Here is a 15,379-nt window from a genome sequence, read left to right as displayed (position 1 = left end):
GCTTCGGGTGTGGCGCGCGCGCGCGACAAAATCAAGTGCGGAAGAGAGAAGACGCCAATGCCGCCGTCGATACAGGGGAGCTTTGCCCATTGTTCGACTTCTCCACAGTCTCACTTGCGGTTAATGCAAAAATACCGAAAGTGTCACCTGCGGAACACGGCCAAAACGACTCACTTCCATTGTGCCTTATTTGGTAGTCTAGGCCTGTCGGAGGAGACTTGCATCCGAGCAGGCGCGTCGGCACTTGAAAAACAACGGAAAATAATATAGGTAGTAAGGATATAATTAGTGCACTAACAAAATGGGGCTGAAATATATGGCAAAACCCACCCTTGGGCGTGAGCTAATCGAAGACCTTGCTGCCTTCAATCGCAAGCTTAGGGCCGTCTTCGACAAGATAGTGCGGGAGCGCAGCATGACGTTGCCGCGCGCCCGGGTCTTCTTCACGCTCAACAAGAAAGATGGGATCAATCAGCGCGAACTTGCCGAACGGCTGGAGCTGGAGACGCCAACGCTCGTCAGGATCCTCGATGCGATGGAAGCGCAGGGCTTCGTGCAGCGGCGCGTGGCCGGCTCCGATCGCCGTGCCAAGGAAATCTACATCACCGAGACCGGCAAGGTCGTGGCGGGTGAGATTGAAGACATCGCAGTAAAAGTGCGGGCGCAGGTCATTGCCGGTATTCCCGAAAGCGATCTGAAGACTACTTTGGACGTGATACGGGCCATGCAAGCCAACCTGCAGGGCATTCGGGGAATTTGAGGTCCTGCCGATGAGCCTCGCCCAGACCGCCAACGACAATGTGGCGCCAAGGCCAGCCGGGGAGGCGAAGCCGGACACGCAACCGATGCCGTCGCCGCCTCCAGCGGCGGGCGTACCGATGCCGGCCTGGAAAATGCCGCTCTACATGGCGGCGTCGGTCCTGCTTTTTCTGACGCAGGGCCTCGGCATGAACCTGCTCACCGCCAATATCTATCAGCTGCAGGGTTCGTTTTCGGCGACCACGACTGAACTCTCCTGGCTGTCGGCGGCTTACATGGCGCCTTACGCCAGCATGTCGATTGCACTCTTCAAGATCCGTAGCCAATACGGCCTTCGCCGTTTCGCTGAACTCGGCATTATCTGCTTCGTCGCTGCGGCGGTGCTCAATCTTCTTATCACCGACCTGCATTCCGCAATCGTCGTGCGCACGCTGAGCGGCATGGCTGCAGCACCGCTGTCGACGCTCGGCTTCCTCTACATGCTGGAGCCTTTCCCCCAGGAAAAGAAGCTCTCGCTGGGGATCAGCCTTGCGCTGATGTGTACGTTGTTTGCTTCGCCGGTGGCGCGCATCGTCTCGCCCTCGCTGCTTCATTTCGGCGGCTACCAGGCGCTCTATATGTTCGAGATGGGGCTCGCGCTCGTCGCCTTTCCAATCATCTATCTGCTGCCGCTCACAGCACCGCCGCGGGCCAATGTCATCCAGCGGCAGGATATAGTGAGCTATCTCCTGCTGGCGGTCGGCTTCGGATGTCTCGCCGTCGTATTGACGCTTGGCCGGCTCTATTGGTGGTTCGAGGCGCCGTGGATCGGCGTGCTGCTGGCGGTGTCGGTCGGCTCGCTTGCGCTCATGCTCGCCATGGAGTTGCCACGCGCCAGTCCCCTGATCGATTTCCGCTGGCTGTTCACCGGCGCGAACCTGCGGATGGCAGGCGTCCTGCTGCTCTTCCGCTTCGTCTCCTCCGAGCAGTCGTCAACCGCTGCCAATTTCTATCAGCAGCTCGGGCTTCTGAACGATCAGACCGTGACGCTCTACGCGATCATTCTCCTCGCCTCGTTGGTTGGTGGTCTTTTCTGCGCATTTCTGATGACGACCCGTTACGTCGAGACCGCCCACGTGCTGGCGCTCGCCCTTATTGCAGCCGGCGCCTTCATGGACAGCCAGTCGACGAGCCTGACGCGTCCGCCTCAGATGTATCTGAGCCAGGCGATGGTCGCCGCCGGTGCGGCGATGTTCCTGCCGCCTGTCATGGCGAATGGCTTCAAGGCGGCGATCTCCCGCGGCGTGCAGTATATCGTGAATTTCCTGGTGATCTTCGTCTTCACGCAGAGCATTGGCTCGCTCTTTGCCTCGGCGATGCTCGGGACTTTCGTGACGATCCGGGAGAAGTTCCACTCGAACGTGCTCGTCGAGCATATTCTGCTGCAAGATCCGATCGTGGCGCAGCGCATCTCCCAGATGAGCGCGGCCTACGGCAAAGTGCTTGGCGACAAGACGCTGCTCAACGCGGAGGCCCTGATGTTGCTCGCGCAGCAGGTCAGCCGCGAGGCCTATATTCTCGCCTACAACGATACGTTCCTTGTCATCGGCTACTCCTCCGTCTTCGGCCTGATCGTCATTCTTCTGCATCAAGCGTGGCGCCGGCTGCCGTGGTCAGGGACAGGCCAGTCCGATGCAATCCCCGCTCAATCGTGATCTCAGGGCGTCAGCATGTTGAAATTTCTTCGGTCCCCCTCGACCATCATCGCAGTGCTCGCCGGCATCGCCGGCGTCCTTCTCGTTCTCTATGCATGGCGCCTTCCGCCGTTCGTCACGTCAGTGGAGACGACCGACAATGCCTATGTTCGAGGCTACGTCACGATCTTGAGTCCACAGGTGAGCGGCTATGTCGTCGATGTGCCCGTGAAGGACTATCAGCAGGTCAAGCAGGGCGACACGCTCGCCCAGATCGATGACCGCATTTACGTCCAGAAGCTTGCCCAGGCGCGTGCTGCGCTCGACGGGCAGAAGGCGTCGCTCGAGAATTCCCGCCAGTCCGAGCTTGCGGCAAAGGCGAGTATCGCCTCCAGCGAGGCGCAGATCGATAGCGCGAACGCAGCGTTGACGCGCGCGCAGCAGGCCTGGGATCGCGTAAACAACCTCAGCAACCGCGGGATCGCATCGCAGAGTGAGACAGAGGCCGCACAGGCGACGCTTGACCAGGCAAAGGCCGCCCTGAACCAGGCGAAGGCCGCACTCGAGGTTTCCAAGCAAAACCTTGCGACGATCATCGTCAACCGTTCGCTGCTGGAAGCCAACGTCTCAAGCGCTGAAGCCGTGGTGCATCTGGCGGAAATCGACCTCCAGAACACCAGGATCCTGGCGCCACGCGACGGTCACCTCGGCGAAGTCGGGGTTCGAATCGGGCAGTACGTGACGGCCGGCACGCAGCTCATGGCGGTCGTGCCGGAGGACGTCTGGGTCGTCGCGAATTTCAAGGAAACGCAGCTTTACGGCATGCAGGTCGGCCAGCCGGTAACCATCACCGTCGATGCGCTCGGCAGGCGGCAGCTGAGGGGGTACATCGAGCGCTTCTCGCCGGCCGCCGGATCGGAGTTCGCGGTCATCAAGGCTGACAATGCGACCGGCAATTTCGTGAAGATCGCGCAGCGTGTCGGCGTGCGCATCCGCTTCGATCCCGACCAGCCGGCAGTCAAGGACTTGGGCCCGGGTCTCTCGGTCGTCGTCGATGTCGACAAAAGTGCCGCGCCGCAACAGAACACAGCATCCAAATAAGCAGAAAGCCCGGCGTGAGCCGGGCTTTCGTACATTCCAGAGAGGTTTCTCTGAAGATTAAGCTTCGTCGCCTTCGAGGTCGGCTTCCGGATCGAAGAAGTCTTCCGGACGCAGGGCGTCTTCGTCAACGCCGTAGATGGCATCGACGGAGGTGAGGGTTTCGCCCTTCGCCTGACGGCCAGCTTCTTCAGCCGAACGCGCAACGTTGAGCTCGACGTGAATTTCGACTTCAGCGTGGAGCTGCAGTTCAACCTTGTGCAGGCCGATCGACTTGATCGGGGTGTTCAGGTGAACCTGGTTGCGGCCGATGTTGAAGCCTTCGGCAGCGAGGATTTCAACGACGTCGCGAGCAGCAACCGAGCCGTACAGCTGGCCGGTTTCGCCAGCCGAGCGAACGACGATGAAGGACTTGCCGTCGAGAACGTCAGCAACCTTCTGTGCTTCCGACTTGCGCTCGAGGTTACGAGCTTCGAGCGTTGCGCGCTCGGATTCGAAACGCTTCTTGTTGGCTTCGTTGGCGCGAAGAGCCTTGCCGAGCGGCAGGAGGTAGTTACGAGCGAAGCCGTCGCGAACCTTTACGGTTTCGCCCATCTGGCCGAGCTTGGAGATGCGTTCAAGAAGAATGACTTCCATGTTGGTGTTCCTTTCGTGTCTTTAGATTTTCGTGTCTGTCTGTTTGGGGGCATCGACATCCTTGTTCGGGGTCAGTGCGATCGCCTTGCGGGTATCGCTCAGTCCCACCACGAGGATGAAAAAGGCTGGCACCATCAGGACGAGCGATGCCAGGTAGCAGAGGATGAGTGCCGGCAGGCGCCAATCCTTGCCGCGCGTGCGGAAGTGCAGCGCGGCGAAGCCGGAAAGCAGGAAGCCGGCGCCGAAGGTGCCGACGACGGTTGCTCCGATCATCGCCGGTATGCCGCCGAAGAACGTGGCGGCAAGCCCAACGAGAAAAACGAAGATTGAATTGCGGTTCATGCGCAGTGCCGAAGGAATGTCCTCACGCGGACGCAGACCACGGCCGGATGCACTGACGATCCGGGTTGCGATGTGGTAGGCGGAAAACAGCATGACCACCCACATGCCGCCCTGGATGGCAGGCAGCATGAGCAGGACCAGCGATTTGGTTTGTGCCGTCACTGCCGGATCGGGCGAAAACTCTGGCTGCTGCTGCGCAAGCGAGCCGAACAGGACATCGACCAGCCGGTCGATGAGCTCAGGACCGTAACCGATCATCACGCCAACGACGATCACCGCGATGGTGACGAGGCCGCAGAGATGCAGCAGGATATCCGAAAGCGGATACCAGGCCATCAGATGCTCAGGCCCGCCAAGCTCCGAGGCGGGACGGGCAAGATTCGCAAGGTGGCTGAGCCACCCGGCCGGAAGCAGCGTGACCAGCGTCATCATCAGCGCGAAGGACGGCGAGATGGCGATCGCGCCGACTACAGCGGCTGCGACGACGGCAGAGATTGCCGCCATGTTGCCCCAGCCGAGGCCGACGAGAAGAATGGGAAGTGCCGAAGCAGCGTAGAGGACCGCGCTGAACGACGGCTGCAGGCTCGCGCCGAGCACCAGAAGTGCTGCGGTCACTCCGGCGAGTGCGCCAATGCTTAGCGTTTTTGTGTTCAGTCGGTTCACGGTCGCTGTCCTGCTTCATCGAGCAGTTAGAGGGTTCTTCTGAACAGCTTCAGAAAAGCCTCAACATGGGTTTTAAGAGTTCCGATCCGCGCCCATCGCGAAAGGGAGAAGGGAAGGCACTGCTGCCTTCCCTCGATTTGGTCTCGTCGGCTGATTAAGCGACGACGTACGGCAGCAGGCCAAGGAAACGAGCGCGCTTGATCGCCTGGGCGAGTTCGCGCTGCTTCTTCTGGGAAACAGCCGTGATACGGGAAGGAACGATCTTGCCGCGCTCGGAAATGTAGCGCTGCAGGAGACGAACGTCCTTGTAGTCGATGCGCGGAGCGTTTGCGCCGGAGAACGGGCAAGTCTTGCGACGACGGTGGAACGGGCGACGAACCGGAGCGGAGGAAGCTTCAGACATTCTTAGATCTCCTTATGCACGGTCTTCGCGGGGAGCACGGTCCGGACGCGGACCACGCTGGAAGTCGCCATCCCGGCGCGGCGGACGGTCGCCGAACTCGCGGCGCGGGCCACGGTCGCCGCCTTCACGCGGGCCGCGGTCGTCGCGGTCGCGCTTCTGCATCATGGCAGACGGGCCTTCTTCGTGCTTTTCAACAGCGATCGTCATGTAGCGCAGGACGTCTTCGCTGATGCGCATCTGACGTTCCATTTCCTGCACGGCAGCAGCCGGGGCGTCGATGTCGACGAGAACGTAGTGAGCCTTGCGGTTCTTCTTGATACGGTAGGTGAGGGACTTGAGGCCCCAGTTTTCTACGCGCCCGACCTTACCGCCGTTAGCTTCGATAACACCCTTGTACTGTTCTACGAGGGCATCAACCTGCTGAGCGGAAATATCCTGTCGGGCAAGGAATACATGTTCATAAAGAGCCATGACAGCTTTGCCTTTCTTGCGTTTATTCAACCCGATATTCGGCGGCTAAGCCTCAACGACTGCTCCTGAATGGGCGGACCCAGGCAAGAAAAGCGTTTCCGAGACGGTCGAGAGCGGAGACACGGGAGGCTGGAACGCTTCCGTTCCGAACGATTTCCCGTAGGAAACCGGCCCTCCGTTCAGCCACCAGCCAGAAGACCGGGTTTGCGAACAGGGCGCTTATACGGATTTTTGGCGGAAACGCAAGGGACAGTCAGCAATGTTCTCGTTGCGAGTTCAACGACGGTAGCCCGGCCTTGCGCAGCCCGTCGACGAAATGGTCGTAGTGACCGGGGTCGACGTAGGGCGTCAGGATCTTCCAGTAATGCTCCAGGTCGGCGGGGACATTCGCGAGAATTTCCGGGATCAGGCGCTGTGCCTCCTCGCGCCGCTGCAATTGCCCCAGGCTTGCAAGAAGAACGACGCGATTGAAATAGGCGCGTCGCAGGGAAAGGCCGCGCTCGGAATAGTGGATCGCTTCCTCGTAGTTGCCGAGATGGTAGTTCGACAGCGCCAGCCGGTCGAGGATGAGGTAGGCCAGGGGATCATGCGGGCTGAGCCGCAGGGCCATATGGAGTGGATCGCAAGCTGCCGCAAAGTGGCCAGTGAAGATTCTGGCCCACCCAAGTCCCATATGCGCCAGCGCGAAATTGGGATTGAGATCGATCGCCTGCTGTGCCTCTTCTACTGCGGCCGGGGCGTTGTGAGCGACGAAATGGCCAAGACACATGGCGTAGTGGGAATAGGGATCGCGCGGATCGAGCGCCACTGCGCGCTCTGCCTCCGCCCGAAGTTCCGTGCTGTCCCTGTCGACATCGCTGCTGAAGCCGTGGAAACAGCGCGCGTAGAGCGAGCGAGCCAGCATCATGTGAGCGCGTGCGAATTCGGGGTCGAGCTCGATGGCTCGGCGATGCCAGGCTATGGATTCGATGAAGTGTTCGGCGGTATCCTGGGCATTGTGGAGCCATGTGCCGCGCATATGGCTTTCATAGGCATCAAGATTGTCCGTCGTTCTAAGCAGTGCCCGGCGGCTTTCGCCTATCAGGATTTCCGGCTCGATGGCGCCGACGACATTTTGGGTGAGCTCGTCCTGGATGGCGAAGATGTCGGCGATTTCGCGGTCGTAGCGCTGTGCCCAGAGGTGAACGCCGCTCTCCGCTTCGATCAGCTGCCCCGTGACGCGGACCCGCGTCCCGGACCTGCGCACACTACCCTCCACGAGATAGCGGACACCGAGATCGCGTCCAATCTGCTTCACGTCGACGGCCCGCCCCTTATAGGCGAAGGAAGAATTCTGGGCGATGACGAAAAACCAGCGGTAGAGCGAAAGCGCGGTGATGATGTCTTCGGTCAAGCCATCGGCGAAGAACTCCTGCTCTGGGTCATCGGACATGTTGACGAAGGGCAATACCGCAATCGAGGGTTTGTCAGGCAGTCGGAGCGGCCCCCCGAGCGCGCCGCCCTCCACGGGGTCCTCGCCGGTCCAGTCGACCTTATGCACAGGCACCGGGCGCGGAATGTTCTTCAGCGTACGATCGCCCATCGGCACGAGAGGGAAGTCCAGCTTTCCTTCGATCTGCTCGCGCAAGGCGCCAGAGATGCAGATACCCGAAGGTAGCGCCACCTCCTGAAGGCGGGCGGCGACATTCACCCCGTCGCCGAGCAGGTTATCGCCGGAAACCACGACGTCCCCGAGATTGAGCCCGAGGCGAAACTCCATTCGGCGATCCACAGGCAAGTCGGCGTTTCGGCGATTGAGCGCGCGCTGGATGGCGACCGCTGCGCGAACGCCTTGCACTGCGCTGTGGAATTCCGCCACCACGCTGTCTCCGGAGCTGCCGAAAATCCGCCCGCCATGCTCGCAAACGAGGTCACCAATCGTGGTGCTGTAGACGCTCAGGGTCGCAAGCGCATCCTCCTCGTTGGCTGCAACAAGGCGGCTGTAACCGGCCACGTCGCCGGCAAGGATGACTGCGAGCTTCCGTTCCACGGAATGAGCTCCCCGCGGCCCTACACAGAGCCCTATAAACGTAGCTGAATTGCGCAGGACGGAGAAGCGGAAATTGCCGCGCGGGCAAAGTTCTCGAAACTTGTCGTTGTGGCGACTTGCGTGGGGCGGGCCCCGATGCAATGGTTTCAGGGCAGTGATCTGGCCGTCGACGGCCAGATCGTGATGCATCGTCCGGTTGCCTTAGATCGGCATCGGGTACTGGCGATGAACCGCCTCGATTTCCACGAGAACGTCGTGCGACAGCTTGAGATTGACGGAGCTCAGGTCTGTATCGAGCTGTTTCATCGTCGTCGCGCCGATAATCACCGAAGCCATGAATCGGCGATGCAGGCAGAAGGCGAGCGCCATCGCAGCAGGATCGAGCCCATGCCGTGCAGCGATATCGAGATAAGCCTTCGTCGGTGCTTCCTGCAAAGGCTGCAGCCGACCGCCGAGATCGCCATTGATCGCCCCGCGCGAGCCTTCCGGCTTGGCGCCGTCGATATACTTGCCGCTCAGGATGCCGCCGGCGAGGGGGGAATAGGCGAGCAGGCCGACATCCTCGTGATGCGACAGCTCCGCCAGATCGAGGTCGTGGTGGCGGTAGAGCAGATTATATTCGTTCTGGATCGTGGCAACGCGCGGCAGGCCGAGCTGTTCGGCGAGCGTCAGATACTTCTGGGTGCCCCAGGTGGTTTCGTTGGAAAGGCCGAAGGCGCGAACCTTGCCTTCCCTCACAAGAGCACCCATCGTTTCCAATATCTCCGTGATATTGGCGACGGCCTTGGCGTGGTCCTGCTTGAAGGGATCGTAGTGCCAAGCCTGACGGAAATGGAAATGTCCGCGGCTCGGCCAATGAATCTGGTAGAGGTCGACATAGTCGGTCCGCAGGCGCTTCAGGCTTGCCTCGATCGCCAGGCGAATATTCTTCGCGTCGGCACCGTCGCCGTTGCGGATGTAGGAACGGCCGGGGCCCGCGACCTTCGTCGCGAGCACGATATCCTTGCGCTTGCCCGTCTTCTGGAACCAGCTGCCGATGTAGTCTTCGGTCAGCCCCTGCGTTTCCGCCGAAACGGGCGTAGTCGGATAGAGCTCGGCCGTGTCGAAGAAGTTGACGCCCTTCTCGACGGAATGGTCCATCTGCTCGTGCGCTTCGATCTCGGTGTTTTGCGTGCCCCACGTCATGGTGCCGAGGCAGATTTCGGACACGGAAATATCCGTGCGGCCAAGTTTCCTGTATTTCATCTGAAAGCCTTGAAAGTGATCTGAAAAAGAAATGGTCTGGAGGGGCGGCGCAAATCTAGACTGGAATTGAGTAAGCGCAAGGGGCCAAAACGCTGCGTTCTCGCAGCTGCAAAAGCCTTGGAGCGCGGGGCTCCGGCACTTGACTCTGCAGGAAAGAATGTCAATTGGAGGCGAAATAACCAGAGGTCCAATTATAAAGGACATAGGATGACCATCGCTTTCACATTTCCGGGGCAGGGCAGCCAGGCTGTCGGCATGGGCAAGGATCTCGCTGAAAACTTCGCCGAGGCACGCGCCGTCTTCCAAGAAGTCGACGAAGCGCTGGGCGAGAAGCTGTCCGAGACGATGTTCAATGGGCCGGAAGATACGCTGACCCTGACGGCCAATGCGCAGCCGGCCTTGATGGCGGTGTCGATGGCGGTTATCCGGGTCCTCGAAACCAACGGCGTCGACCTAAAGGCAAAGGTCTCCTATGTCGCCGGTCATTCGCTAGGCGAATACTCAGCGCTCTGCGCCGCAGGAACCTTCTCGCTGGCCGACACTGCACGGTTGCTCCGCATCCGCGGCAACGCCATGCAGGCCGCCGTACCGGTCGGCGTCGGCGCGATGGCGGCCATTATTGGCCTTGAACATGCCGATGTCGCCGCCGTCTGCGAGGAAGCCTCGGCCGTCGGCTCCTGCCAGATCGCCAACGACAACGGCGGCGGTCAGATCGTCATATCAGGCGAGAAGGCGGCCGTCGAAAAGGGCGCTGCGATTGCGACCGAGAAGGGCGCCAAGCGCGCGATCCTGCTTCCGGTCTCCGCTCCCTTCCATTCTTCGCTGATGGCCCCAGCTGCAGAAGCGATGCGCGAAGCGCTGGCCGGCGTGAGGAAGTCCAACCCGGTCGTGCCTCTTATCGCCAACGTGCGCGCTGCGCCGGTGACCGACGCCGACGAGATTGCAAAGCTGCTGGTGGAGCAGGTGACGGGCCAGGTCCGCTGGCGCGAGACTGTCGAGTGGTTCGCGGCCAATGGCGCGACGACGCTTTACGAGGTCGGCTCCGGCAAGGTCCTGACCGGCCTTGCACGCCGCATCGACAAGACGGTGAACGGCATCGCCGTCAACACGCCTGCTGATATCGACGCGGCCGTTGCCGCCCTGATGGCCTGATAGATTTAACGATTACAAGGAACACTACCCATGCTCGACCTTTCCGGCCGCAAGGCTCTGGTTACCGGCGCATCCGGCGGCATCGGCGAAGAAATCGCCCGTATCTTGCATAAGCAGGGCGCAATCGTCGGCCTTCATGGCACCCGCGTCGAGAAGCTTGAGGCGCTGGCCAACGATCTCGGCGATCGCGTCAAGATCTTCCCGGCCAACCTCGCAGACCGCGACGAAGTCAAGGCGCTCGGCGTCAAGGCGGAAGCCGATCTCGAAGGTGTGGACATCCTCGTCAACAACGCCGGCATCACCAAGGACGGCCTGTTTGTGCGCATGAGCGACGAGGACTGGGATAGCGTCATCGAAGTGAACCTGACGGCGATGTTCCGCCTGACGCGCGAGATGACCCACCCGATGATGCGCCGCCGCTATGGCCGTATCATCAACATCACGTCGGTCGTAGGCGTGACCGGCAATCCGGGCCAGGCCAATTACTGCGCCTCCAAGGCGGGCATGATCGGCTTCACGAAGTCACTGGCTCAGGAGATCGCAACCCGCAACGTCACGGTCAACTGCGTGGCGCCTGGCTTCATCGAGTCCGCCATGACCGGCAAGCTGAACGACAAGCAGAAGGAAGCGATCATGGGAGCGATCCCGATGAAACGCATGGGCACCGGCGCGGAAGTCGCCTCTGCGGTTGCCTATCTCGCCTCGTCGGAAGCTGCTTATATGACAGGCCAGACGCTGCACGTAAACGGCGGCATGGCCATGATCTGAAACGGGAAACTGCGTTTCGAGGCAGTTTTCGCCGCAATAGCGTGTTGAGCAACCCGATGGGGTTGATTTTCTGGCTTTGCGGCAGACTTAAACCGTGTTAAGCGGGCCATGACTGTGAACAGTCTCCCGAGAAAGCAGACGGACCGGCGGGCTTTTGTGCAAGCCTGGGACATTTCTGGTAGCCGGGTTCAAAGAGTTTGCCGAGGGTGGCTTAACGGCGCCGCAGGCTGAAACAGGGTAGGGATGTCACAAGGCATTCTGATCAGGATATAAGGTCGAGGAAACCGACATGAGCGATATCGCAGAACGCGTAAAGAAAATTGTTATTGATCATCTTGGCGTCGACGCCGACAAGGTTGTTGAAAGCGCCAGCTTTATCGACGATCTGGGCGCTGACTCGCTCGACACCGTCGAACTGGTCATGGCGTTCGAAGAAGAATTCGGCGTTGAGATTCCGGACGACGCTGCAGACTCGATCCTGACGGTCGGCGATGCCGTGAAGTTTATCGAAAAGGCTCAGGCTTAATCCTGAGCGATTGAGAAAAGGGCGGACCCGGAGTCCGCCCTTTTTATTTCTGGCATGGTTCTCCAAGAACATAAAAGGCGGGGGAATGCAGTCGATGAGACGGGTCGTCATAACAGGTACCGGCATGGTATCGCCCTTGGGATGCGGAACGGAAGTGACGTGGTCCCGCTTGCTTGCGGGTCAAAACGGCGCCCGCCTGGTCACTGAGTTCGAAGTCGACGATCTGCCCGCAAAGATTGCCTGCCGCATTCCGGTTGGTGACGGCAGCGACGGCACCTTCAACGCCGACGACTGGATGGAGCCTAAGGAACAGCGCAAGGTTGATCCGTTTATCATTTATGGCATGGCCGCCGCCGATATGGCGCTTAAAGATGCGAACTGGCACCCCGAGAGCGATGAGGACCAGGTTGCGACCGGCGTCTTGATCGGCTCCGGCATTGGCGGCATCGAAGGCATTGTCGAAGCAGGCTACACGCTGCGCGACAAGGGCCCGCGCCGCATTTCGCCCTTCTTCATTCCTGGCCGTCTGATCAACCTCGTATCCGGACAGGTGTCGATCCGCCACAAGCTGCGCGGGCCGAACCACTCGGTGGTCACGGCATGCTCGACTGGCGCTCACGCGATCGGTGACGCTGCCCGTCTCATCGCGTTCGGCGATGCGGACGTCATGGTTGCTGGCGGCACCGAGTCCCCGGTCAGCCGCATCTCGCTCGCCGGCTTTGCCGCCTGCAAGGCGCTCTCCACCCAGCACAACGACGATCCGACCAAAGCGTCGCGCCCCTATGACAAGGACCGTGATGGGTTCGTCATGGGTGAGGGGGCCGGTATCGTCGTTCTCGAAGAGCTGGAACATGCCAAGGCGCGCGGCGCCAAGATCTATGCCGAAGTGGTCGGCTATGGCCTCTCGGGCGATGCCTATCACATCACGGCTCCGTCCGAGGACGGTGAAGGCGCGCAGCGCTGCATGACGATGGCGTTGAAGCGAGCCGGCTTGACCGCTGCCGATATCGACTACATCAACGCGCATGGCACGTCGACGATGGCCGACACGATCGAGCTCGGCGCGGTGGAGCGTCTGGTTGGTAATGCAGCCTCCAAGATCTCGATGTCGTCGACGAAGTCCGCGACCGGTCATCTGCTCGGTGCTGCCGGCGCGATCGAGGCCATCTTCGCAACGCTTGCAATCCGGGACAATGTCGCGCCTCCGACGCTCAACCTCGACAATCCTGAGCGCGAGACCGCGATCGACCTCGTCCCGCACAAGGCCAGGCAGCGGGAAATCAACGTCGCCCTGTCGAATTCCTTCGGATTCGGCGGCACGAATGCCTCGCTGGTGCTGCGCCGCTACGTCGCCTGAGTTCAGGCGTTGACGTTCTGGCGGTGGGGCTGCACCTTGCGCGGCGTGGCCCCACCTGCATTTTGCCGCATTGCTTAGCAAGAAGCGGGACTTGAGGCCAAGTTTAGAGGATTGCCGGTGAACGATACGAACCAAAACAACGGGACGATCGGCGAGGAGAGCCAGCAGACGCAGAGTGGGCCGATCATTCCCAAGTCGCCAAGCGAGGCGCTGCGGCCGGAACGCGTGCCCGAGCCGCCGAAGCGCTCGAAGAAAGCGCGCAGCCAGGTTATCATTTTCCTGAACTTCCTGATGACGCTGGTCGTCCTCGGCTGCGCAGCCGCTGTCTTCCTCTTCTACTACGCGATCTCGGCCTACCAAGATCCTGGTCCGCTGGAAACGAATACGAACTTCATCGTGCGAAATGGTGCCGGCGTTGCTGAAATTGCCGCGAGCCTTGAACGAAACAACATCGTCTCGGATGCCCGTATCTTCCGCTACCTCACGGCAACCCACCTTGATGATGGCGAGAGCCTCAAGGCGGGTGAGTACGAAATCAAGGCACATGCTTCCATGAACGACATCATGGAACTGCTGAAATCCGGGAAGTCGATCCTGTATTCCGTCGCCTTCCCCGAGGGCCTCACCGTCCGCCAGATGTTCAATCGCCTGAACGAGGATGCCGTGCTGGAAGGCGATCTCCCGGCTGTCGTCCCCGCAGAGGGAAGCCTCCGCCCGGATACCTACAAGTTCTCGCGCGGCACGAAGCGGGTCGAAATCATCGAGCAGATGGCTGCGGCCCAGCAGAAGCTGGTCGAGCAGGTTTGGGACAAGCGCGACCCGTCGCTGCAACTCAAGTCAAAGGACGAACTGGTCGTCCTCGCCTCGATCGTCGAGAAGGAGACTGGCGTTCCCGATGAGCGTGCCCACGTGGCTTCCGTCTTCCTTAACCGGCTGGACAAGGGGATGCGCCTTCAATCAGATCCGACAATCATCTACGGGTTATTCGGCGGCGACGGAAAGCCGACGGATCGCCCGATCTATCAGTCGGACCTGAAGAAGGAAACGCCCTACAACACCTACGTGATCAAGGGGCTTCCCCCGACGCCGATCGCCAATCCGGGCCGTGATGCGCTGGAGGCTGTCGCCAATCCATGGAAGACGCAGGATCTGTATTTCGTCGCCGATGGTTCCGGCGGGCACGTTTTTGCAGCCACTCTTGAGGAGCATAACGCGAACGTCAAGCGCTGGCGCCAACTGGAAGCCGCCAAGGGAGCCGATCCCAATATTGCGGTCGACGGACAGCCCGAGAGCCAGACGCAGCCGGACACACCTGCCGCGCCTGCTGCCCAAAAGAAAAAGAAGACGAACTGATTTTTGGAGGCTCGCATGGCTTTGCAGTCCATGACCGGTTTTGCGCGGCGAGAAGGCACGAGCGGCCGTTGGCGTTGGGCTTGGGAGTTGCGTTCGGTCAACGGCAAGGGCCTTGACCTGCGCTTGCGCTTCCCGCCGGGGCTGGAGCGTATGGAGAGTGACGTGCGTCGCCTTGCCGGCGAGCGCTTCAGCCGAGGCAATATGCAGGCGTCGCTTTCCGTCTCTGCCGGTGAGAGCCGCATTGAAACCGTCCTCAATCAGGAAGCGCTTTCCGCTGTGCTCGCCTTGCGCGATCAGCTTGGCGGCATCATCGATCCCGCGCCGTTGCAGCTGGATACATTGCTCGCCATCCGGGGTATCATCGAATTCCGCGAGAGCGAGGACGGTGATGAAGCGATCGCCGCCCGCGATTCCGATATTGTGGAAGGCCTGATCGCAGCTCTCGCCGACCTACGGCACATGCGCGAGACGGAAGGTGCCGCTCTGTCGCGCGTACTTCTCGACCATGTGGCCACCATCGAGGGATTGACAGAGGTGATCGAGCGTGACCCCTCCCGCTCTCCGCAGGAGATCTCGACGAGATTGGCCGCGCAGGTCGCATTGCTGATGGATGGATCGGGAAAGCTGGATCGCGACCGGCTGCATGCGGAAGCTGCTCTGCTCGCCACCAAGGCGGATCTCCGTGAAGAGATCGATCGCCTGAAAGCGCATGTGGTTGCCGCTCGCGACCTGCTCGGCAAGGGCGGCCCGGTCGGGCGTAAGCTGGATTTCCTTGCACAGGAATTTAACCGAGAATCGAATACTATCTGCTCGAAGTCGAATGCCGCGGCAATCACCGCCGCCGGCATCGAACTGAAAGTCGTCATCGACCAGTTCCGCGAGCAGGTCCAGAATCTGGAGTGAT

15 protein-coding genes are annotated in these 15,379 nt (G+C 60.7%); 9 read left to right on the top strand and 6 right to left on the bottom strand.

Going from position 1 to position 15,379, the window contains the following annotated elements:
- Positions 1-316 precede the first annotated feature (316 nt).
- The 3 genes from AC1DE4_RS07725 to AC1DE4_RS07715 are packed head-to-tail and all read left to right on the top strand — an operon-like array spanning position 317 to position 3,533.
- The gene (locus AC1DE4_RS07725; protein WP_018116191.1) at positions 317-760 is read left to right on the top strand and encodes a MarR family winged helix-turn-helix transcriptional regulator; all 444 of its coding nucleotides are present in this window, start codon (positions 317-319) and stop codon (positions 758-760) included.
- A gap of 10 nt (positions 761-770) precedes the next feature.
- A complete protein-coding gene (locus tag AC1DE4_RS07720; RefSeq protein WP_169681071.1) occupies positions 771-2,453 on the top strand; it encodes an MFS transporter in 1,683 nt (560 codons plus the stop codon).
- 15 nt (positions 2,454-2,468) lie between these two features.
- Positions 2,469-3,533, top strand: a complete 1,065-nt coding sequence (locus AC1DE4_RS07715) for an HlyD family secretion protein (protein WP_018857380.1) — start codon at positions 2,469-2,471, stop codon at positions 3,531-3,533.
- A gap of 57 nt (positions 3,534-3,590) precedes the next feature.
- On the opposite strand, the gene rplI is transcribed toward AC1DE4_RS07715, so the two are convergent.
- From rplI to AC1DE4_RS07685, 6 genes are all read right to left on the bottom strand, one after another.
- Positions 3,591-4,166, bottom strand: a complete 576-nt coding sequence (rplI, locus tag AC1DE4_RS07710; protein ID WP_025659829.1) for a 50S ribosomal protein L9 — start codon at positions 4,164-4,166, stop codon at positions 3,591-3,593.
- A 21-nt stretch (positions 4,167-4,187) separates the two neighbouring features.
- Positions 4,188-5,171: a YybS family protein gene (locus tag AC1DE4_RS07705; RefSeq protein ID WP_018857378.1), complete on the bottom strand. Its 984-nt coding sequence runs from the start codon at positions 5,169-5,171 to the stop codon at positions 4,188-4,190.
- 154 nt (positions 5,172-5,325) lie between these two features.
- A complete protein-coding gene (gene rpsR / locus AC1DE4_RS07700; protein ID WP_004680498.1) occupies positions 5,326-5,574 on the bottom strand; it encodes a 30S ribosomal protein S18 in 249 nt (82 codons plus the stop codon).
- A 12-nt stretch (positions 5,575-5,586) separates the two neighbouring features.
- Positions 5,587-6,045: a 30S ribosomal protein S6 gene (gene rpsF, locus AC1DE4_RS07695; protein WP_018857377.1), complete on the bottom strand. Its 459-nt coding sequence runs from the start codon at positions 6,043-6,045 to the stop codon at positions 5,587-5,589.
- 253 nt (positions 6,046-6,298) lie between these two features.
- On the bottom strand, positions 6,299-8,074 hold the full coding sequence (locus AC1DE4_RS07690) for an adenylate/guanylate cyclase domain-containing protein (protein WP_169681069.1): 1,776 nt from the start codon (positions 8,072-8,074) through the stop codon (positions 6,299-6,301).
- A gap of 201 nt (positions 8,075-8,275) precedes the next feature.
- Positions 8,276-9,319: an aldo/keto reductase gene (locus AC1DE4_RS07685; RefSeq protein ID WP_025659826.1), complete on the bottom strand. Its 1,044-nt coding sequence runs from the start codon at positions 9,317-9,319 to the stop codon at positions 8,276-8,278.
- 207 nt (positions 9,320-9,526) lie between these two features.
- On the opposite strand from AC1DE4_RS07685, the gene fabD reads away from it, so the two are divergent.
- The 6 genes from fabD to AC1DE4_RS07655 all read left to right on the top strand — a co-directional run bounded on the left by fabD (position 9,527) and on the right by AC1DE4_RS07655 (position 15,378).
- Positions 9,527-10,471, top strand: a complete 945-nt coding sequence (fabD, locus tag AC1DE4_RS07680) for an ACP S-malonyltransferase (RefSeq protein ID WP_018857374.1) — start codon at positions 9,527-9,529, stop codon at positions 10,469-10,471.
- Positions 10,472-10,501: 30 nt separating this feature from the next.
- Positions 10,502-11,239, top strand: a complete 738-nt coding sequence (gene fabG / locus AC1DE4_RS07675; RefSeq protein ID WP_018857373.1) for a 3-oxoacyl-[acyl-carrier-protein] reductase — start codon at positions 10,502-10,504, stop codon at positions 11,237-11,239.
- 289 nt (positions 11,240-11,528) lie between these two features.
- Positions 11,529-11,765, top strand: a complete 237-nt coding sequence (locus tag AC1DE4_RS07670) for an acyl carrier protein (protein ID WP_003547058.1) — start codon at positions 11,529-11,531, stop codon at positions 11,763-11,765.
- Positions 11,766-11,859: 94 nt separating this feature from the next.
- The gene (fabF, locus tag AC1DE4_RS07665) at positions 11,860-13,122 is read left to right on the top strand and encodes a beta-ketoacyl-ACP synthase II (RefSeq protein ID WP_112656260.1); all 1,263 of its coding nucleotides are present in this window, start codon (positions 11,860-11,862) and stop codon (positions 13,120-13,122) included.
- A gap of 111 nt (positions 13,123-13,233) precedes the next feature.
- Positions 13,234-14,475, top strand: coding sequence for an endolytic transglycosylase MltG (gene mltG, locus AC1DE4_RS07660; protein WP_210258208.1), 1,242 nt, complete (start codon positions 13,234-13,236; stop codon positions 14,473-14,475).
- A gap of 15 nt (positions 14,476-14,490) precedes the next feature.
- On the top strand, positions 14,491-15,378 hold the full coding sequence (locus tag AC1DE4_RS07655) for a YicC/YloC family endoribonuclease (RefSeq protein ID WP_018116251.1): 888 nt from the start codon (positions 14,491-14,493) through the stop codon (positions 15,376-15,378).
- Position 15,379 lies beyond the last annotated feature (1 nt).

The organism is Rhizobium sp. 10N414, from assembly GCF_056394785.1.
Note: the sequence above shows the minus strand (reverse complement) of the source record. Positions and strands in the feature narration are given on the sequence as shown.

Coding starts and splice junctions, on each gene's coding strand:
- rplI (WP_025659829.1), bottom strand. CDS start 4,166: ATGGAAGTCATTCTTCTTGAACGCATCTCCAAGCTCGGCCAGATGGGC.
- rpsF (WP_018857377.1), bottom strand. CDS start 6,045: ATGGCTCTTTATGAACATGTATTCCTTGCCCGACAGGATATTTCCGCT.
- fabF (WP_112656260.1), top strand. CDS start 11,860: ATGAGACGGGTCGTCATAACAGGTACCGGCATGGTATCGCCCTTGGGA.
- AC1DE4_RS07720 (WP_169681071.1), top strand. CDS start 771: ATGAGCCTCGCCCAGACCGCCAACGACAATGTGGCGCCAAGGCCAGCC.
- fabD (WP_018857374.1), top strand. CDS start 9,527: ATGACCATCGCTTTCACATTTCCGGGGCAGGGCAGCCAGGCTGTCGGC.
- AC1DE4_RS07725 (WP_018116191.1), top strand. CDS start 317: ATGGCAAAACCCACCCTTGGGCGTGAGCTAATCGAAGACCTTGCTGCC.
- rpsR (WP_004680498.1), bottom strand. CDS start 5,574: ATGTCTGAAGCTTCCTCCGCTCCGGTTCGTCGCCCGTTCCACCGTCGT.
- AC1DE4_RS07655 (WP_018116251.1), top strand. CDS start 14,491: ATGGCTTTGCAGTCCATGACCGGTTTTGCGCGGCGAGAAGGCACGAGC.
- AC1DE4_RS07670 (WP_003547058.1), top strand. CDS start 11,529: ATGAGCGATATCGCAGAACGCGTAAAGAAAATTGTTATTGATCATCTT.
- fabG (WP_018857373.1), top strand. CDS start 10,502: ATGCTCGACCTTTCCGGCCGCAAGGCTCTGGTTACCGGCGCATCCGGC.
- AC1DE4_RS07685 (WP_025659826.1), bottom strand. CDS start 9,319: ATGAAATACAGGAAACTTGGCCGCACGGATATTTCCGTGTCCGAAATC.
- AC1DE4_RS07715 (WP_018857380.1), top strand. CDS start 2,469: ATGTTGAAATTTCTTCGGTCCCCCTCGACCATCATCGCAGTGCTCGCC.